The organism is Streptomyces sp. NPDC004838, assembly GCF_053600955.1.
Genome location: NZ_JBSGAW010000030.1, coordinates 18,689 through 37,131 on the forward strand (window position 1 = coordinate 18,689; position 18,443 = coordinate 37,131).

Annotated in this window: 16 protein-coding genes; 8 read left to right on the forward strand and 8 right to left on the reverse strand. The window is 70.1% G+C overall.

Translation table 11 applies throughout. The annotated features are described in order from the left end of the window. The first annotated feature begins 339 nt into the window (after positions 1 to 339). On the forward strand, positions 340 to 1,332 hold the full coding sequence (gene hemB / locus ACWEFL_RS28685; RefSeq protein ID WP_451717775.1) for a porphobilinogen synthase: 993 nt from the start codon (positions 340 to 342) through the stop codon (positions 1,330 to 1,332). Between the two features lie 304 nt (positions 1,333 to 1,636). Here hemB and ACWEFL_RS28690 read toward each other — a convergent pair whose 3' ends face one another. Beyond that, positions 1,637 to 2,566, reverse strand: coding sequence for a glycoside hydrolase family 19 protein (locus ACWEFL_RS28690; protein WP_451717777.1), 930 nt, complete (start codon positions 2,564 to 2,566; stop codon positions 1,637 to 1,639). 286 nt (positions 2,567 to 2,852) lie between these two features. Between ACWEFL_RS28690 and ACWEFL_RS28695 the strand changes: the two genes are divergently transcribed. Further along, positions 2,853 to 3,728, forward strand: coding sequence for an SDR family oxidoreductase (locus tag ACWEFL_RS28695; protein WP_451717780.1), 876 nt, complete (start codon positions 2,853 to 2,855; stop codon positions 3,726 to 3,728). A gap of 319 nt (positions 3,729 to 4,047) precedes the next feature. Here ACWEFL_RS28695 and ACWEFL_RS28700 read toward each other — a convergent pair whose 3' ends face one another. Further along, complete coding sequence (locus tag ACWEFL_RS28700) at positions 4,048 to 4,953, reverse strand: glycoside hydrolase family 19 protein (protein WP_451717783.1); 906 nt, start codon at positions 4,951 to 4,953, stop codon at positions 4,048 to 4,050. A gap of 425 nt (positions 4,954 to 5,378) precedes the next feature. Here ACWEFL_RS28700 and ACWEFL_RS28705 point away from each other — a divergent pair, with 425 nt between their 5' ends. The 3 genes from ACWEFL_RS28705 to ACWEFL_RS28715 all read left to right on the forward strand — a co-directional run bounded on the left by ACWEFL_RS28705 (position 5,379) and on the right by ACWEFL_RS28715 (position 7,499). After that, positions 5,379 to 5,648 carry a DUF1876 domain-containing protein gene (locus ACWEFL_RS28705; RefSeq protein ID WP_451717786.1) on the forward strand — a complete coding sequence of 90 codons (270 nt, stop codon included), beginning with the start codon at positions 5,379 to 5,381 and terminating at the stop codon, positions 5,646 to 5,648. Positions 5,649 to 5,956: 308 nt separating this feature from the next. Then, positions 5,957 to 6,310 carry a hypothetical protein gene (locus ACWEFL_RS28710; RefSeq protein ID WP_451717788.1) on the forward strand — a complete coding sequence of 118 codons (354 nt, stop codon included), beginning with the start codon at positions 5,957 to 5,959 and terminating at the stop codon, positions 6,308 to 6,310. A gap of 508 nt (positions 6,311 to 6,818) precedes the next feature. Beyond that, positions 6,819 to 7,499, forward strand: a complete 681-nt coding sequence (locus ACWEFL_RS28715) for a L,D-transpeptidase (RefSeq protein ID WP_451717791.1) — start codon at positions 6,819 to 6,821, stop codon at positions 7,497 to 7,499. Between the two features lie 175 nt (positions 7,500 to 7,674). Here the strand turns inward: ACWEFL_RS28715 and argS are convergent, their stop codons facing one another. Beyond that, on the reverse strand, positions 7,675 to 9,453 hold the full coding sequence (gene argS, locus ACWEFL_RS28720; RefSeq protein WP_451717794.1) for an arginine--tRNA ligase: 1,779 nt from the start codon (positions 9,451 to 9,453) through the stop codon (positions 7,675 to 7,677). A gap of 492 nt (positions 9,454 to 9,945) precedes the next feature. Between argS and lysS the strand changes: the two genes are divergently transcribed. Together lysS and ACWEFL_RS28730 are read left to right on the forward strand one after the other, a co-directional pair. Beyond that, the gene (gene lysS, locus ACWEFL_RS28725) at positions 9,946 to 11,673 is read left to right on the forward strand and encodes a lysine--tRNA ligase (protein ID WP_451717796.1); all 1,728 of its coding nucleotides are present in this window, start codon (positions 9,946 to 9,948) and stop codon (positions 11,671 to 11,673) included. Positions 11,674 to 11,852: 179 nt separating this feature from the next. Continuing rightward, positions 11,853 to 12,059, forward strand: coding sequence for a hypothetical protein (locus tag ACWEFL_RS28730; protein ID WP_451717799.1), 207 nt, complete (start codon positions 11,853 to 11,855; stop codon positions 12,057 to 12,059). A gap of 143 nt (positions 12,060 to 12,202) precedes the next feature. On the opposite strand, the gene ACWEFL_RS28735 is transcribed toward ACWEFL_RS28730, so the two are convergent. From ACWEFL_RS28735 to ACWEFL_RS28745, 3 genes are all read right to left on the reverse strand, one after another. Then, on the reverse strand, positions 12,203 to 13,837 hold the full coding sequence (locus ACWEFL_RS28735; RefSeq protein WP_451717802.1) for a DUF2637 domain-containing protein: 1,635 nt from the start codon (positions 13,835 to 13,837) through the stop codon (positions 12,203 to 12,205). 190 nt (positions 13,838 to 14,027) lie between these two features. Continuing rightward, the gene (locus ACWEFL_RS28740) at positions 14,028 to 14,783 is read right to left on the reverse strand and encodes a DUF3558 domain-containing protein (protein ID WP_451717805.1); all 756 of its coding nucleotides are present in this window, start codon (positions 14,781 to 14,783) and stop codon (positions 14,028 to 14,030) included. 211 nt (positions 14,784 to 14,994) lie between these two features. Further along, positions 14,995 to 15,882: a DUF3558 domain-containing protein gene (locus ACWEFL_RS28745; RefSeq protein WP_451717807.1), complete on the reverse strand. Its 888-nt coding sequence runs from the start codon at positions 15,880 to 15,882 to the stop codon at positions 14,995 to 14,997. A gap of 204 nt (positions 15,883 to 16,086) precedes the next feature. On the opposite strand from ACWEFL_RS28745, the gene ACWEFL_RS28750 reads away from it, so the two are divergent. Then, the gene (locus tag ACWEFL_RS28750) at positions 16,087 to 17,289 is read left to right on the forward strand and encodes an RtcB family protein (protein WP_451717810.1); all 1,203 of its coding nucleotides are present in this window, start codon (positions 16,087 to 16,089) and stop codon (positions 17,287 to 17,289) included. A gap of 118 nt (positions 17,290 to 17,407) precedes the next feature. Here ACWEFL_RS28750 and ACWEFL_RS28755 read toward each other — a convergent pair whose 3' ends face one another. Together ACWEFL_RS28755 and ACWEFL_RS28760 are read right to left on the reverse strand one after the other, a co-directional pair. Next, positions 17,408 to 17,782 carry a hypothetical protein gene (locus ACWEFL_RS28755; RefSeq protein ID WP_451717813.1) on the reverse strand — a complete coding sequence of 125 codons (375 nt, stop codon included), beginning with the start codon at positions 17,780 to 17,782 and terminating at the stop codon, positions 17,408 to 17,410. A 255-nt stretch (positions 17,783 to 18,037) separates the two neighbouring features. After that, positions 18,038 to 18,280 (reverse strand): hypothetical protein, encoded by a 243-nt coding sequence (locus ACWEFL_RS28760; protein ID WP_451717816.1) that lies wholly within the window; start codon positions 18,278 to 18,280, stop codon positions 18,038 to 18,040. Positions 18,281 to 18,443: the final 163 nt, after the last annotated feature.

Consider the following 18,443-nt stretch of genomic DNA (forward strand, 5'->3'; position numbering starts at 1 on the left):
CAAGGCTTCCGAGCGTCCGGGACATGTCCGGCTCTGTTCCGAACACGTTCGGAACGGGCGGAACCGGCCCTTCAAGGCAGCGCCGGACGGACCCCGGACGCGTCCGGGGGGCGCCGAACGTACTCGATCGCCCAGGCCGGAGGGGGTGACACCGTCGTCCGACGGCCTCGCCCCGCGCCCAAGTGCCGGCCGGGTGGCTCGATCTCATCCGGCCCCTGTATGAGTGCCGCGGCCCCCACGGGCGGGCGAGGACGGGCGCGGGCGAGTGGGGCGGGTGGGGCGGGCGGGAACGGCCCTCGGAGGGAAGGAGCCCGCGCGCCGGGGCGTAGCGTAGGAGCCATGAGTACGTATGGATCGTTCCCCGGGGCGCGGCCGAGGCGGCTGCGGACCACACCCGCCATGCGGCGCATGGTCGCCGAGACCCGGCTGCACCCCGCCGATCTGATTCTTCCTGCGTTCGTACGGGAGGGCATCGGCGAGCCCGTGCCGATCTCCGCCATGCCCGGCGTCGTCCAGCACACCCGCGACACCCTGCGGAAGGCCGCGGTGGAGGCGCGTGAGGCAGGGGTCGCCGGGATCATGCTGTTCGGGGTTCCGGAGGACGCCAAGAAGGACGCGGCCGGGACGGCGGGCACGGACCCGGACGGGATTCTCCAGGTCGCCGTCCGGGATGTCCGGGCCGAGGTCGGCGACGATCTCGTGATCATGTCGGATCTCTGTCTGGACGAGTACACCGACCACGGGCACTGCGGGGTCCTCGACGCCGACGGCCGGGTGGACAACGACGCCACGCTGGAGCGGTACGCCGAGATGGCGCAGGTCCAGGCCGACGCGGGCGTCCATGTCGTCGGGCCGAGCGGGATGATGGACGGCCAGGTCGCCGTCATCCGGGAGGCGCTGGACACCATCGGCAAGGAGGACGTGTCGATCCTGGCGTACACCGCCAAGTACTCGTCCGCGTTCTACGGCCCGTTCCGGGAGGCCGTCGGGTCGTCGCTGACGGGGGACCGCAAGACGTATCAGCAGGACCCGGCGAATGTCCGTGAGTCGCTGCGGGAGCTGGCGCTCGACCTCGACGAGGGCGCGGACATCGTGATGGTGAAGCCGGCGGGGCCGTATCTCGATGTGCTGGCGAAGGTCGCCGAGGCCGTGCGGGTGCCGGTCGCCGCGTATCAGATCAGCGGTGAGTACGCGATGGTCGAGGCCGCCGCGGAGAAGGGCTGGATCGACCGGGAGAAGGCGATCCTGGAGACCCTTACCGGGATCAGGCGGGCCGGGGCCGACATGATCCTGACGTACTGGGCCACCGAAGTCGCCCGCGGTCTGCGGTAGACGGCCGGGCGCGGGCCGCGCCCGGGGCGGCCGGGTCGGGGTCAGGACCGGGCCTGAAGCGGCTGGGCCGGGACCGGGCCCGGCGTGATGTGCGGCAGGGTGCGGGGCAAGGTGTGGGGCGGAGGCCGGGCAACAGGCAGGGCAGCGGGAAGGGCCGGGCGGGGCAACGGGCCGGGAAGCGCGCTTCCCGGCCCGTTTCTCATGGCCTCGGCCCGGTACCGGCGTGGCCTCGGCCCGTATCGGCCGCGCTCGGCCATGGGAGGCTCAGAGCCCCGGCCTTCGTACGGGCTCCGGCTCGGCAGTCTCAGCAGTAGAGGTTCGCCCCGGTCGGCACGCCCAGGATCTTGGCGAACCGCTCGTAGCGCGTGACCCGGCTCTGCACGTGCGGCGGGCTCGCACCGTCGCACTCCAGCGCGCCGTTGATCGAACGGATCGACTGGCCGAATCCCGCGCCGCTGACCATCGCGTCGTGTCCGGTCACCGGGCCGGGCCCGTCCTGGGTGTTCCAGTACCAGAGGCCCGTCATCATGGCGATCTTCGGGTCGGTCTCCACCTTCTCCGGGTAGTTCAGGAGGTCGACGCCGAGGTAGTCGCCCACCCTCTTGTAGTTGTAGTTCCAGCTGAGCTGGATCGGGCCGCGTCCGTAGTACTTGTCGTGGCCGGCCGGGCAGCCGTAGGGCATGTCACGGTCGCAGTACAGCGGATAGTTGTCCTTGTTGATCTCCGTGATGTAGAAGAGCCCGCCCGTCTCATGGCCGATGTTGGCGAGGAAGGCCGCGGCCTCCTGCTTGCGCATGGTGTCGGTGCCGGTGTGCGCGAACTTCGGGAACGCCTTCATGGCGTCCGTCAGGCCCTTGTACGTGTAGAACGGGTTCCGCCTCGGGAACATCTCGTTGAACTGGGCCTCGCTCACCACGAAGCTGTTGTGGTCCGGGTTCCCGGTGCCGGTCCCGCAGGTGTACGGGTTCCAGTAGTAGGTGCTCGCCACCGGGTTGTAGCCCGGATTGTCGCGCTCGGCGATGTAGACCGTGCCATCGGTGTACTTGACGATGTCACGGGTCCGGTAGTTGGCGCCGGCGGACCAGGCGGGCGCCGTGGCGCACTCGTCCACGGGGGACGTGGCGGGCGTGGCCGGCGCGGCGTTCGCCGTCGCCGCCGGCATGAGCACCGTCGCGGCGAGCGAACCGGTCGCGACGACGCCGACCATGAGCGCCTTCAAGCGTTCTCTGAGCACGACTCTCCTTTTCGTGCGTCACGGGCATGCCTGAGAGACCCAGTGAGGACCGGTGTCGACCTGGGCACGCCGTGGCGGGTGTATGTCACACCCAAGCGCTCCGGGAGGCGCGGCGTCAAGGTATAGACCAATGTGGGTTTTCAAACAACCAGGTTGAAATAAGGGGCTGTTGGCCTCGGTCGATGCCGCGTCCCCATGGTTCGGCTCCAGGCGATCCCGCGCGGCGCCGGTACAGTGGCGATACTGCGTACGGTGTACGTAGATATCGACGATCGGGAGGAAGCGGATGAGGATTCTGGTGACCGGCGCGACGGGTACCGTCGGCCGGCTCGTCACGCGTGAACTGGTCGGCGCGGGCGCGGAGGTGCGCGCACTGACCCGGAACCCGGCCACGGCGGCCCTGCCCGCGGGTGCGGAGGCCGCGGCCGGTGATCTCGCCAGGCCCGAGACGGTCCGGGCGGCTCTGGCGGGCGTCGAGCGGGTGTATCTCTTCCCGATGGCCGAGACCGCCCGGGAAGTGGTCGCCATGGCGAAGGAGGCGGGGGTGCGGCGGATCGTCGTCCTGTCGTCGGCGGCGGTCGAGGACGGCTCCGACACCACCTACCACGCTCCGGTGGAGCGGGCGGTGGAGGAGTCGGGACTCGAATGGACTCATGTGCGGCCGGGGGAGTTCATGGCGAACAAGGCCGCTCTGTGGGGGCCGTCCATCCGCGCGGAGAGGGTGGTCCGCGAAACGGATCCGGACGCGGCCTGGCTGCCCGTGCACGAGGGGGACATCGCCGATGTCGCCGTCGCCGCGCTGCTGGAGGACGGCCTGACGGGCGCGGCGTACACCCTTCACGGACCTCAGGTGATCAGCGTGCGCGAGCAGGTGAACGCGATCGCGGAGGCCATCGGGGAGGAGATCCGGCTCTGGACGGTCACCCCGCAGGAACTGCGGGAGCGCTATGTCGAGCAGGGCGGATTCGCCGCGGAAGTCGCGGACTACCTGCTGGGTTTCGTGGACTACGACGGCAATCCGGCCGATCCGGCCGATCCGGAGGCGGACGAGGCGTTCGACATGCCTGAGCTCGGCTCGCTGCCCACCGTACGGGAGGCCATCGGCAGGCCGGCCCGTACCTTCGCGGAGTGGGCGCGGGACCACGCCGACGACTTCCGATGACTCCGGGCAGACGATGACCCGGACTGGCGGGGCGTGCGGCGCGGGTCGGGCGGCGCGTCGATCCGGGGCGCGGGGGCCTGGCGTGGGGGCTGGGCGCGGCGATTCGGAGGCCGGGGCCTGGAGGCTGCGGCGCGGAACCAGGAGGCCGGGACGCGGAGGCTGGAACGCGGAGGCTGGGGCGCGGAGCTGCGGGCCGGGGATGGCTTTCCCGGCCCGCAGTCCTGTGGGGGGATCGGAAGTGGCTCAGCCGCGGCTCGCGCCCAGCGGTGCAGGTTTCAGCGGCGGACGGTGCCGCCGGTCCGGTCTGAGCAGTCCGGTGTCAGCAGTACAGGTTGGCGCCCGTCGGCACGCCCAGGAGCTGGCTGAACTGGGTGTACTTGTTCACCCGGCTCTGGACCTGCGCCGAGTTGCCGCCGTTGCACTCCAGCGCGCCGTTGATCGACCAGATCGTCTGGCCGAACCCCGCCTGGTTCACCATCGCCGCGTGGCCCGTCATCGTGCCCGGACCGCGCTGGGTGTTCCAGTACCAGAGGCCCGTCTGCCAGGCGACGGCCGACTCGTTCTGCACACGCCAGGGGTTGTTCAGCAGATCGATCCCGAGGGCGTCGCCCGCCGCCTTGTAGTTGAAGTTCCAGCTGAGCTGGATCGGTCCGCGCCCGTAGTACGCGGCCTGGCCGGCGGGGCAGCCGTACGGCTGGTTCCGGTCGCAGTAGTGCGGGTAGTTGGCCGTGTTCTGCTCCACGATGTGGACCAGCCCGCCCGTCTCATGGCTGACGTTGGCGAGGAAGGCCGCCGCCTCCTGCTTCTTGACCGTGTCGCTGCCGGTGTTGGCGAACGCGGGGTACGAGCTGAGCGCCGCCTTCAGCCCCGCGTACGTGTAGAACGAACTCCGGCTCGGGAACATCTGGTTGAACTGCGCCTCGCTCACCACGAACTCGCCCGGCAGGGGCGGGTTCTCGACGCCGCCGCCGCAGGTGTACGGGTCCCAGAACCAGGTGCTGATGGTGGGGTCGTAGCCGGGGTTGTCGTGCTCGGCGATGTAGTACTTGCCGTCCGTGTACTTGACAACGTTGCCAGTCACATAGTTGGTCCCGGCTCGCCAGGTGGGGGCGGTCGTGCATGCGTCCGCCGCCGCGGGAGCCGCTGTGGGGAGCAGGCTCGACGCCGCCAGACCGCCGGCCGCGAGAAAGGCGACCAGGAACGCCTTGACGCGCTGTTTCAGCACGAGTTTCTCCTTCGTGCGTCAACGGCCCTGTTTCGGATGGCTTGTTGGGGCTGTGGGGAGCCGTCCGGACAGGCCGTGGTGGGGGGTTGTGACCCTACTGAAGCGCGTTGACGTGACCGAGTCAAGGTATAGACCAATGTGAATTCCTGCGCACATTCGGGTGCGAGCGCATAGGCACAGGTCAGACGGGCGGAGTGGATACGGACGTCCGTCGGTCGAGGGTGGGGGCGTACTCGACGCCGGGCGCGGCGTCGCGCTTCGGCGGAGGCGAGGCGCTGACGTCCGGGAGTGGACCGGGCACCCGGGCCCGTACCCGCGATCCGGCGGCGACGGGCTGCGGGCGGCGGCCGCGGGCCGCCGTCGGTTGGTGTTGTGCGTGTGTGCGGCGCACTCTGGGAGGTGAGGATCGCTGGAGGTGATCTGTCATGCGGACGCTCGTCGGATGGCACATCGATTTGGAGTTCACCGAGGAGGGCGACCGGACTCGGTCCGCCGCCATGGTGAGACTGGGCGACGGTACGGAGATCCGCGGGCACGGCAATGCCCAGCGCCACCCGTCCGACGCCGAGCAGTTGCGCGTCGGTGAGGAGATCTCGGGGGCCCGTGCGCTCATGGACATCGCCTCGCAGTTGTTGCAGAAGGCCCACACCGAGATCGACGAGGCGTCGGGGCGGACGTCGCGCGCGCTGCGCTGACGACGGGCGCCGGGGAGCGCCGCGCGAGCACGCCCGGAGCGTCGCGTGAGCATGCCGGGGGCGTTGGGTGAGAGTGCCCGGACGGGTAAGCGCGCATCCGGGCGGGGCAGGACGTGCCTGTGTGTGCCTGCCCCGTGCCCGTGCGTATCCGCATGTGCTCCGTGCGGAACGGAGGGCATACGGCGATGACGGCTGCCCTCCCCTCAGCGCCGGTGCGCGATTACCCTGTGCGCACGCTGATCGGGATTGATCGGTTCCTGACCCGAATCCGGTCGGGAGGTGTCGCGGGGAACGGGAACGGGGGAGCGGTGACGCACGTCGACAACGCCAGGGGGCAACGACTTCAGCGCTGTCCGGGCTGTGGACGCGGGGACCGGATCAGAGGCGGGTCGGCGCGCGGACAGGCGCTGGCGGCCCTGCTGATGATCCCGGTGATCGTGGCGTCGTTCCTCTGGGGACGGATGGAGAACGTGGAGGAGCGGGAACGCGCGGAGAAGACCGGTTGGCCGGTCGCCTCGAACCCCGCTCCCGAACCCGGTCTGGATCTGCACTGGGCGTGGGGGATCACCCTGGCCGCCCTGATCGTCTTCGTCGTCATGGTCGTCTGGTTGGCCAAGCGCCGACGGACCAGGTACTGCGAGGGCTGCGGGACCCTTTTCTGACCCTGGAGACACAAGCGCCGCGCCGAGTCGTCGTGTCGAGTCGTCGCGTCGAGTCGTCCTGTCGAGCCGAGGCGTCGAGTCGAGCCGTCGGTTCCAGTCGCTTCGGGCCATCGGCTCGGGCGGCTCCGGCGGGCGGTTCCATGGTGCGGTTCCGGCGGGCGGTCCCCTGGTGCGGTCGATCGGGTGATCGCCCGGATGACGCGGCGGCGGGGCGGGGCGGCCCCGTGACACCGATCGTGGAGTCGACCGGCATCCGGTTCCACGTACCCCGGAGGAAGGACCCGCCCCGATGTCCCAGCCGTCGATATCCCAGGGAGCGCAGCGCCCCTCCGCCGGTGTCGGCGGTGCCTTCGGCCCGCTCCTTCCCACCGGCCCGCCCACCGCCCGGCCGCGCCGCTTCCGTTTCCGCCGCCGCTTCCGTTTCCGCCTCCGGCCATCGCGGCCGAGGTCCCGGCTCCGGTCCGCCCGTCCCGTACTCGGGCCGGTGCGCCGCGGGGCACGTCCGACGGTGGTGGCTGCCGTCCTGTGCGCCGGGGCGCTGACGGGCACCGGGATCTCCCCGCCCTCGGCCTTCGCCGCCGGCCCCGAGGCCGCCGTCCGGAGCACGGCGTGCAGCACCGAGACCGGGCCGCACCAGGCCGAGGCCGAACGACATCTCGGGCTCACCCCCGACGGGGTCCAGACCCCCGCCGACTGCGCGGCGATCCACGGTCTCCAGACCCGTAACGGCTTCGAAACCGCCAACGGCTACGCGGGGATCGAGACCTGGCGGATGATCCAGTACGAGAAGGCCGCCGCCTCCCGCGCCCGTCTCACCGGATGTCCGTACGGCTCCGATCTCGTCGTCTGCATCGATCTGACCCGCCAGCTGCTGTGGGTATGGGACGGCAACCAGGTGGCGTTCGGGCCGGTGCCCATCCGTACCGGGACGGTGGCGGAACCCACCCGTACCGGCCGTCACGAGATTTTCGATCGCGTCGAGAAGCAGTGGTCCGACCTCTTCGATGGGCCGATGCCCTTCAGCCAGTTCTTCGAGGGCGGACAGGCCCTGCACGGGAGCTACCGCGACATCTGGGAGGAGCCGGGTTCGCACGGATGCGTCAATCTCCGGTACGACGACGCCAAAAGGCTCTGGTCGGCCCTGCGGCTCGGCGACTCCGTCTACGTCTGGGGAACGCGCACCGTCTGATACGGACTGCCTGATCGCGCGCGCACAGCCTGGCGGACCGCCCGATACGCGCCGCCTGATACGCGCTGTCTGATACGGACCGTCTGATACGGACTGCCAGATACCGGCCGTCCGACGCGCGCCCCTGACATGGAACGGCTCCCTCCGGTCGGGCCGGAGGGAGCCGCCCCACCCGCTACAGGCGCTCGGGGGTGCGGATGCCCAGCAGCGCCATCCCGCGCTTGAGCGTCCGCGCCGTCAGGTCGACGAGGAAGAGCCGGTTCTCGACGACCTCGGGGGGGTTGTCCGCGCTCAGCACATGGCACTTGTCGTAGAACGTGGTGAGGTGCGTGGCGAGCTGGTAGAGGTACGCGGCGAGCTTGTGCGGTTCGTACGACGCGGCCGCCTCGGCGATCGTCTCGCCGAACCGGTCGAGATGCAGCCCCAGCGCCCGCTCGGCCGGAACCAGCTCCAGCTCCGGGTGCGCGACCGGCCTGGACTCGCCCGCGTTGCGGATGATCGACTGGATGCGGACGTACGCGTACTGGAGGTAGACGGACGTGTCGCCGTTCAGCGACACCATCTGATCCAGGTCGAACTTGTAGTCGCGCGCGGCGGACGTCGACAGGTCGGCGTACTTGATCGCGCCGATGCCGATGTACCGCCCGTTCTCGACGATCTCCTCTTCGCTCAGGCCCGGCTTGGGGGCCTTCTCGGCTTTCTCCCGTACGACGGCGGTCGCGCGGTCGACGGCCTCCTCCAGCAGGTCCACCAGCCGTACGGTCTCGCCCTCACGGGTCTTGAACGGCTTGCCGTCCTTGCCGAGGACCGTGCCGAACGCGAGCTGGACCGCCTTGACCTTGTCGCTCAGCCAGCCGGCCCGGCGAGCGGTCTCGAAGACCATCTTGAAGTGGAGCGACTGCCGGGCGTCCACCACATAGATCAGGGTGTCCGCGCCCAGGTTCTGGACCCGGTCCCGGATCGCCGACAGATCGGTGGCCGCGTAGCCGTAGCCGCCGTTCGACTTCCGCACGATCAGGGGGGTCGGCTCGCCGTCCTGGCCCCTGACGTCGTCGAAGAAGACGCAGAGCGCGCCCTCGGAGCGGACCGCGACCCCGGATTCCTCCAGCAGACGGCAGGTCTCGTCGAGCATGTCGTTGTAGCCGGACTCGCCGACCACGTCCGGGTCGTTGATCTCCATGTCCAGCTTGCCGAAGACCGAGTAGAAGTAGATCTTCGACTCGTCCACGAACTGCTGCCAGCGCGCGAGGGTCTCCGGATCGCCCGCCTGGAGCGCGACCACCCGGTCACGGGACCGGTTCTTGAAGCCCTCGTCGGACTCGAAGAGCGCGCGCGACGCCTTGTAGAGGCGGCCCAGCGTGGACATGGCCTCCTCGCCGGAGACCTTCACGCCCGCCTTGTGGTCCAACTCGTGCGGGTGCTCGACCAGATACTGGATGAGCATGCCGAACTGGGTGCCCCAGTCGCCGATGTGGTGGCGGCGGATCACCTTCTCGCCGGAGAACTCCAGGATCTCGACCATCGCGGCCCCGATCACGGCCGAGCGGAGGTGGCCGACGTGCATCTCCTTGGCCACGTTCGGCTGGGCGTAGTCGATGACCGTCGTGCCCGCGTCCTCGGCGTACGGGACGCCGAGGCGGTCGTCGGCGGCGCGGGCGGCCAGCGTCCTCACGATCGCCTCGGCGGTGACCGTGATGTTCAGGAAGCCGGGGCCCGAGACCTCGATCTCCTTGAGGACGTCGTTGGACGGGATCGCCTCGACGATCTTCGCCGCGAGCTCGCGCGGGTTGCCCTTGAGCTGCTTGGCCAGTGCCAGGACGCCGTTGGCCTGGAAGTCGGCCCGGTCGCTACGTCGCAGCAGGGGGTCGGCGGAACCGGCCTCCGGCAGGGCTGCCGAGAGGGCCTCCGCGAGGCGCTGCCGCACATTCGAAGCGAGGGAGGGGACCGAGGCCATGAGCTTCCGTTCCAGTCGGGTCGGGGTCTAGTAGTCGATTGTCAAGTGTCCCACGGTGGAGCAAGTTCTTTTCGCCCCCCTCGGGCGCTGTCGGCCGTTCAGCCGTTCAGCCTTCCCGCGGCTGCGGCGATGGCCCGGCTGTAGTGCCCGCACCGCCCGCACTGCCGCCCGCACTGCCGGCAGCGGGGCCACCGGGGCCGCCGGGGCCACCGGGCTCCTCGGCCGTACGGGATCCGCACCGCTCGCGCCGGGCACGCCGCGCCCTGACGGGCAGGGCGCCACGGCGAGCGGGAATCGCCATGCGGCCCACACCGCGCGTCATGGAGAATGGTGTGATCCGGGTGTGTCCGAAGGCCGGGTTTCCAGCAGGCCGGAAAGCCGGAAAGCCGGAAAGCCGGAGACAGCAGCCGGAAGCCGGCCGGCCAGAGAAACCGGCCGGCCGGAGAAACCGGAATCCAGAGAACCGGAAACCAGAAACACAGGAAGAAGGACGTGCCGACCGTGGCTCAGAGCAGCACCGAGACCGACTGGGTCTCCCGTTTCGCGGACGAGGTCATTGCGGAGTCGGAACGGCGTGCGCCGGGCAAACGTGTCGTCGTCGCGTCCGGGATCTCCCCCTCGGGCCCCATCCACCTGGGCAATCTCCGTGAGGTGATGACCCCGCACCTGGTCGCCGACGAGATCCGGCGGCGCGGCTACGAGGTCCGGCATCTGATCTCCTGGGACGACTTCGACCGGTACCGGAAGGTCCCCCTGGGCGTCGAAGGGGTGGACGAGTCGTGGTCGGAGTACATCGGCCGGCCCCTGACGTCGGTGCCCGCGCCCAAGGGATCCGCCCATCCGAACTGGGCCGAGCACTTCAAGGCCGTGCTGATCGACTCGCTGGCCGAGCTGGGCGTCGAGTACGAGGGCATCAGCCAGACCGAGAAGTACACCTCGGGCGTCTACCGCGAGCAGATCCTGCACGCGATGAGGCACCGCGCGGACATCGACGCGATCCTCGGCCGGTTCCGTACGAAGAAGGCTCCGGCCAAGAAGTCCCAGAAGCCGCTCGACCAGGCCGAGGTCGAGGCGGCCGAGGGCTCCGGCGCGGCCGGTGAGGACGACGGCACGGGGTCGGCCGGGTACTTCCCGTACAAGCCCTACTGCGGTGGCTGCGACAAGGACCTCACCACGGTCACGGCCTACGACGACGACACCACCGAGCTGACCTACACCTGCTCCGCCTGCGGGTTCTCCGAGACCGTCCGGCTGAGCGAGTTCAACCGCGGAAAGCTGGTGTGGAAGGTCGACTGGCCGATGCGGTGGGCGTACGAGGGCGTCGTCTTCGAGCCCTCCGGCGTCGACCACTCCTCGCCCGGCTCGTCGTTCCAGGTCGGCGAGTACATCTGCCCGATCTTCGGCGGCGAGCGGCCGATCGGCCCGATGTACGCCTTCGTCGGCATCAGCGGCATGGCCAAGATGTCGTCCTCGAAGGGCGGCGTGCCCACCCCCGCCGACGCGCTGGAGATCATGGAGGCGCCGCTGCTGCGCTGGCTGTACGCCCGCCGCAGGCCCAACCAGTCCTTCAAGATCGCCTTCGACCAGGAGATCCAGCGGCTCTACGACGAGTGGGACAAGCTCGCGGCCAAGGTCGCGGACGGGTCCGTACTGCCGGCGGACGCGGCGGCGTACTCGCGTGCGGTGCGTACGGCGGGCGGTGAGCTGCCGAGCACGCCGAGGCCGATGCCGTACCGGACGCTGGCGTCCGTCGCGGACATCACCGGCGGTCACGACGAGCAGACCATCCGCATCCTGAGCGAGCTGGACCCGGCGAATCCGGTGACCTCGCTGGACGAGGTACGGCCCCGGCTCGACCGCGCCGAGAACTGGATCACCAGCCAGGTCCCGGCCGACCAGCGCACGGTCGTACGCGCCGAGCCTGACACCGAGCTGCTGTCCTCGCTCGACGACGAAGGCCGCGAGTCGCTGAGGCTGCTGCTGGAGGGGCTGGACTCGCACTGGTCGCTGGAGGGGCTGACGACCCTCGTCTACGGCGTGCCGAAGGTGATGGCGGGCCTGGAGCCGGACGCCAAGCCGACGCCCGAGCTGAAGGCGGCGCAGCGGTCGTTCTTCGCCGTCCTCTACCGTCTGCTGGTCACCCGTGAGACCGGGCCCCGGCTGCCCACGCTGCTGCTGGCCGTGGGGGCCGACCGGGTGCGCAAGCTGCTGGGCGCGTAGCGCCCGCCGTCCCCGCACGGCTCCGGCCTCGGCCCTGGACCTTTCCGGGCCGAGGCCGGAGCCGTGCGGTTCGCGCGTGGGCGGGGCGGGACCGCATCGCGGGACTGCATCGTTCGGCTGACGGCGGGTTCCGACGTGCGCATGACGATACGGGCCCCGGCACGCGGGACCGTGGAGGCATGAAGAACCAACTGCTCGCCATCATCGGGTGGGTCGCCGCCGTACAGGGTGGCCTGGGGGCCGGCGGCCTGATGTTCGGGGACGGTCCCTGGGGGCTGCTCCACAAGTGGTGGGACCTGTCCACGGCCGGATACGTCGTCATCCTCGCCGTCGGTCTCGTCGTCGCGCTCGCCGGAGAGGCCGCGCACAAGCGGGGCAAGGTCTGACGGCCGGAGCGGGTGGCCCTCTGCGGCCGGGCGTGCGTGGCCCCCCGGCGATGGGTGGCGGTGGGCGGCGGCGCGAGGGGCCCGGCGGAATCGGCCGAGGCTACGGTGTCGGCCGAGGCTACGGGTGCGGGTGCGGCCGGGGGCTATGCGATGTGCTCGGACTCCAGCTCTTCCTGGAACCGCTTCTTGAAGCGGGGCATCGCCTGCCGGAGAAGCGCCGCGCTGCGCGGGTGCGTGATGCCGTGCACGTCCGAGAGGTGTATGTCGAGCTGCTCGACCTTCGGGTAGTCGCCGTGGTCGTTCGAGTAGGTGACGAAGACCGGATAGGCCGCCTCGTAGAACTCCAAGTCCTCGACCTCGGCGAGCTGTTCCGCCCTGGCCTTCTCGGTCTGCTCCTCCTCCGCGGGCCGCACGGGCTCCGGAAGGTCGGTGTGCCCGGCCGGCTCGGTCGACTCGGTGTGTTCACCGCGTTCGGCGTGCTCGACCTGCTCGGCGTGCTTCACGGGGTGCCCCGGCGCGGCGGCCTCGGGACCGGGCGTCTCGCGCAGGTCCGTCTCGCGCAGGTCGGTCTCGCGCAGGTCCGGGTCGCCGAGGATACGGGTCCGGCCGCCCGGACCCGCGGGGATGCGGATGGGCTCGGGCTCCGGCTCGGGGACCTCGCTGTAGGCGGGGTCGTAGGAGCCCTCGTACCCGTCCGGCGTCTGGTGGTAGGCGAACCACGGGTTCGCCTCGCCGTTCTGCCCGGCGTACCGCTGGTACTCCTGATACCGCTGGTACTCCTCGTAGCGCTGCCGCTCGTACTGCTCGAACTGCTCGTACGGCCCGTTCTGGTCGTAGGGCTCCTGCTGGGCGTACTGCTCGTACTGCTTGGGGGGTTGCGGCTGCTCGTACTGCTCCGGGTGCGGCTGCGGCTGCGGCTGCGGTGACCGTTCGTGCCCCTGACCCGGTCGCCGCGACTGCCGCGGAGGCTGTTCCGGCTGTTCCGCGGCCGCCGCGCGCGGAAGCTGTGCGGGAATCGTCGCCCGGGGGTTCTGCGACTTCTCCAGCTCCAGCTCCGGCTGGGACGGGGGCGGGGGCGGCAGCAGCACCGGGTCCACGCCCGCCGCGGCGAGACCGGCCGGAGCCGTCTCGGTGAGCGGAACCCCGTACTTCGCGAGCCGCAGCGGCATGAGCGACTCCACCGGGGCCTTACGGCGCCACGCCCGCCCGAACCGGGCCTGGAGCCTGGCCTGATAGATCAGCCGCTCCTGTTCCAGCTTGATGACCTGCTCATAACTGCGCAGCTCCCACAGCTTCATCCGCCGCCACAGTTTGAACGTCGGGATGGGGGAGAGCAGCCAGCGGGTGAGCCGTACGCCCTCCATGTGCTTGTCGGCCGTGATGTCCGCGATCCGGCCGATCGCGTGCCGTGCGGCCTCCACCGAGACGACGAACAGCACCGGGATGACGGCGTGCATGCCCACACCCAGCGGATCGGGCCAGGAGGCCGCGCCGTTGAACGCGATCGTGGCGATCGTCAGCAGCCAGGCGGTCTGGCGCAGCATCGGAAACGGGATGCGCAGCCAGGTCAGCAGCAGGTCGAGCGCGAGCAGTACGCAGATGCCCGCGTCGATGCCGATCGGGAAGACGACGGCGAAGCTCCCGAATCCCTTGCGTTCGGCGAGATCGCGCACCGCCGCGTACGAGCCGGCGAAGCCGATGCCGGCGATGATCACCGCACCGGCCACCACGACTCCGATGAGTATGCGGTGCGTGCGCGTCAGCTGCATCGCGGCCACCCGCGATCCCCTTCCCGTGTGCGAAAGTCCCCGTGCCCTAAACACGTGTTCGAAACGCGTGTTCCCTTTCGGCCAGGGGGACAGCCTGGCACATGACAGCGGAGCCCGCGCCCCTTGATGGACGGCGGACTCCGCGAAGAGGGCGTGGCCTGAACTCACTTGCCGGTGTTCGAGTGCCTCGCTGTCGGCGTCACGTGTTGGCGGCGGTCACCGATGTCACGGCTTCCTTGGCGGCCTTGACGGCGTCCTTGGTCATCTTGGTCGCGACCGGAGGCTTGGCGCCCGCGTAACCCGTGCCGTTGTAGGTCAGCATGATGACCACATTGTCCGTGCGCGTGACGATCGTGGTGTAGGAGAAGTCCGCGTCGGTTTTACGGAGTTTGTAGACGACGGCCGTCGCCTCCTCGCCGACACCTGCGGCGGGGGAGGACTTCACGTCCTTGGCCCCGGAGGTGGCCTGGGCCTTGGCGACTTCCTTGGCGTAGGTGTCCTGCGCGCGCTTCGTGCCGGTGATGTCGAGGGCGGGCTCCGACTCGTACCGCAGGAAGGAGACGTCCAGCCAGCGGTACTGCGAGCCCTTCACGCCCTGGTCGTCCAGGCTGTTCCAGGAGCAGCTCCCGCGGGCCAGGAGGTCCGACGAGCGCCCGGCGGTGCCGCCCTTGGGCTTGGCCTCCGGCAGCAGCGCCTCGACCGTCTTCGCGGAGACCGACTTGCAGGCGTCGGGCAGCTTGGCGTACTTCACGGGCGCGGGTGCGGTGGGCTTCGCCGGCTGGGTGCCCGAGCCCGAGCCCGCCGTGGTCCCGCCGGAGTCGGCGGACGGGGACGAGTCCTTGGCCTTCTTGTCGCCGCCGTCGCCGGAGTCCGACGAGCAGCCGGCGACGACGAGCATCACCGGGACGGCGGCGCAGGCGAGTATTCGGGTGAGTCGCGTGGCTGATCGGTGCATGGTTCCTTCAGTCGGTTGTCGTACGGCCTCTCTCCGGCCCTACGGTCGCTCTCCGCCGTGCGGCCTCTCCGGCTCTCCGGACTCCGGCGTCCTCCGTTGTGTCGGCGCGCCGGTTTTCTCCGGTCGGCGAGGCCACCGTACGCGCAGACGGTCCGGAGGCGGGTGTGTCCCGGGATACGTACGGCCGTGCGCGGACGGTTCCCACGGGCCGTCATTCGCTGAATTTATCGACCAGGCTCCGGGCCACACCCTGGGCTTTCTCCTGCAATTCCTTGCTGTCCGGGACGTCGGTCGGCTGTGTGGACTGCTCCGCGTAGACGATCGTCACGATGACGTTCGATGTGCGGAACACCACGCTGATCGTCCGGCGCTGAGCGACGGATCCGGGGCCCGCGGCGGTGAGGACGTCATCGAGGAAGCCGGCGTCGCCGAGCTTGTCGATGACACGGGGTTCGAGGCCGTCGGGGGTGCCGGTAGGGTTCCCCGCCGACCCCTCGTTTCCGGTGGTCCCGGTGTTCCCGGCGGTCCCGGTGTCCCCGGCGGCGTCCGGCGTGCCCGAGGAGTCCGGAGCGTCGGAGGAGTCCGGAGCGTCGGACGAGTCCGCGTCATCGGTCGCCGGATGTGACGCGGCCCCGGACTGCGACGGGGGGAGCGTCGCCACCCCGGCGGCGACCTGCTTCTTGGCGAAGACCTCCTCGGCCCGGTCGTCGTCGCTCACCGCCGAGTCGTACGAGACGACCCGCTCGAAGTCGAGACTGAGGGTATGAGAGGCGTCCGCGCCATCGGACATCCAGCCGCAGCCGACGCGACGGTCGGTGTCATAGGTGCTGGTGGGAGCGCCGCGGAAGATCTTCCTCTGCTGTTCGTCGGCGAGTTCGGCCGTACCCGGCAGCAGGTCCTTGAGCGTGGAGCGGCCGATCGAGCCGCAGGGTTCGAGCAGGGTGCGGTACTTGCCGGGCTGGGCGGCGGGCGTGGCGCCCTGGCGTGCCTTGGCGTCCGGGGCGGCGGCGGAGCCGTCGGTGCCGTCGGCGGTGCAGCCGGTGACGAGCGCCGCGAGGAGCGCTGCCGTGAGGCCGGAGGCATACGCCTTTCGTTGCACGGTCCCGGGCTCCTATCGGTCGAGTGGCGGGCGTCGAACATCGGGCGTCGGGCGGAAAAGCTGTTGCCGCGAGATGACGGCCGATGGACACAATGTCTATCGCACGCACTGCGGTGAACGCCGTTCCGCCGGGTCTTTCGCGGGCATTGGCGCAAGTATTGCGCTTCACTGATCTTGTGGGCATTCCGGGGGAATCGAGGAGCTATGTCGTACGTAGAGGTACCGGGAGCCGAGGTTCCCATCCGCATGTGGACCGACCCCGCGTCGGTCGAGGACATCGCCATGCAGCAGCTTCGGAACGTCGCCACGCTGCCGTGGATCAAGGGTCTGGCGGTGATGCCGGACGTGCACTTCGGCAAGGGCGCGACGGTCGGCTCGGTGATCGCGATGCAGGGCGCGGTCTGCCCGGCCGCGGTCGGCGTCGACATCGGCTGTGGCATGTCGGCCGTGAAGACCTCCCTCACGGCGAACGATCTGCCCGCCGACCTCTCCCGGCTGCGTTCCCGGATCGAGGAGGCGATCCCGGTGGGCCGTGCCATGCACGGCGAACCGGTTGATCCGAGCCGGGTGTTCGGCTTCTCGGAGGTGGCCGCCGGGGGATGGGACGACCTCTGGGGCCGGTTCGACGGGCTGGCGGACGAGGTCAAGTTCCGCCGGGAGCGCGCGATCAAGCAGATGGGCACCCTGGGGGCCGGAAACCACTTCGTCGAGTTCTGCCTCGACGAGTCGGGCGCGGTCTGGCTGATGCTGCACTCCGGATCGCGCAACATCGGCAACGAGCTGGCGGAACACCACATCGGCGAGGCCCGGAAGCTGCCCCACAACCAGGACCTGATCGACCGCGATCTCGCCGTCTTCATCGCGGACACCCCGCAGATGTCGGCGTACCGGAATGACCTGTTCTGGGCGCAGGAGTACGCGAAGTACAACCGCGCGATCATGATGGGTCTCTTCCAGGAGGTCGTCCGCAGGGAGTTCCGCAAGGCGAAGGTCGCCTTCGACCCTGTCATCTCCTGCCACCACAACTACGTGGCGGAGGAGCGGTACGACGGCATGGACCTGCTCGTCACCCGCAAGGGCGCGATCCGCGCGGGCAGCGGCGACTACGGGATCATTCCGGGCTCGATGGGCACCGGCTCGTACATCGTGAGGGGCCTCGGCAACGAGAAGTCCTTCAACTCGGCCTCGCACGGCGCCGGCCGCAGGATGAGCCGTAACCAGGCGAAGAAGCGGTTCTCGACGCGGGACCTGGAGGAGCAGACGCGCGGTGTGGAGTGCCGGAAGGACTCCGGGGTCGTGGACGAGATCCCCGCGGCGTACAAGCCGATCGAGAAGGTGATCGACCAGCAGCGGGACCTGGTGGAGGTCGTCGCGAAGCTCAGGCAGCTCGTCTGTGTGAAGGGCTGACCGACGCCGATCGTCCGGCCCCGTCCGGCTGGCCGCTGCTGATCGGCCGGCCACGCTCGGCAGTACGGCCCCTCCGGTTGCGAACACCGGACGGGGCCGTCATGGTGTTCGGGCCCGGTCACTCGTAGCCGGGCGGGATGCGGTCGTTCGGTTCGGGGAAGGGGCTGGGGCCCGGTTGCCCGCCGAGAGGGGACGGGGGGCGGGCGGAGTCCGGCCAGTCGGTGTCGTGGACCAATTCGGCTGCCCGGAACAGGTACTTGTGCGTCGTCGTCCTGGTGGTGATCCGGACGTAGTACGCGTGGCCGTCGGTGTAGCGGTAGACCAGACGGCGCTTCACCAGCGTGAGGCTGTTGTCGGGGAGGAACGTGCCCGCCACCTGGCGGAGCGCGGCCTCGGCCTCCTCCCGGGTGCCCTCCAGCCATCGCACCGTCTGGAACGAGAACTTCTCGGAACCTGAACTGACGGTCTGCGCGGTGATGATCCAGTGGGCCATGTCGTGACTCCATCCCCGTAGCGGAACGCGACGCTGCGCCGCGTGCGTCCTCGTGGCGATCATCGGGGGTGTCCGGGGGCCTTGCCCAGAGCCGTCGTGGAGAACTTCGGGATTCACCGGGCGCTCGGGCTCCCGCGCCCGGCGGGTAGAGCCGTCCTCGGGGCAGGCGGGTGCGGTGGACCGGTCCGCACGCACGGCCGCACGGCGTGGGTGTCTTCGAGCGGTGTCGGAGACACCCGCGCCGCGGGCACCCGGCTACCGCGTGCGGTTTCCGCTCTTCGCCGCGAGCGCGGCCAGGGCGACGGCGGCCGTGATCGCGACTCCCGTCGCCTTGCGCCGCTTGGCGGCCCTCGCCGCGGATCGCTTCGAGGCGTTGCTCGCCGCGTTCATTCCGGCCAGCGCGCTGAACAGGCCGCCGCCGCCCAGCACATCACCGATGCCCGCGATCCCCTGAAGGGTCGCGTCGTCCTCCGCCGACCAAGGCTTCTTCCCTGCCATGCACAGCCCCCACTCCACCAGGCCCGCCCGCTCCTCACCGGCCGCGCGGGCACACGGATTTTTCGGTTGTCAGCGTACGGATGCGACATAGGGGCGGCTACGCGTCCGAGCCGTACGGGCGGATCTCCGCGCATCGAATACGCCAGGTGCTGTCGGCCCGGCC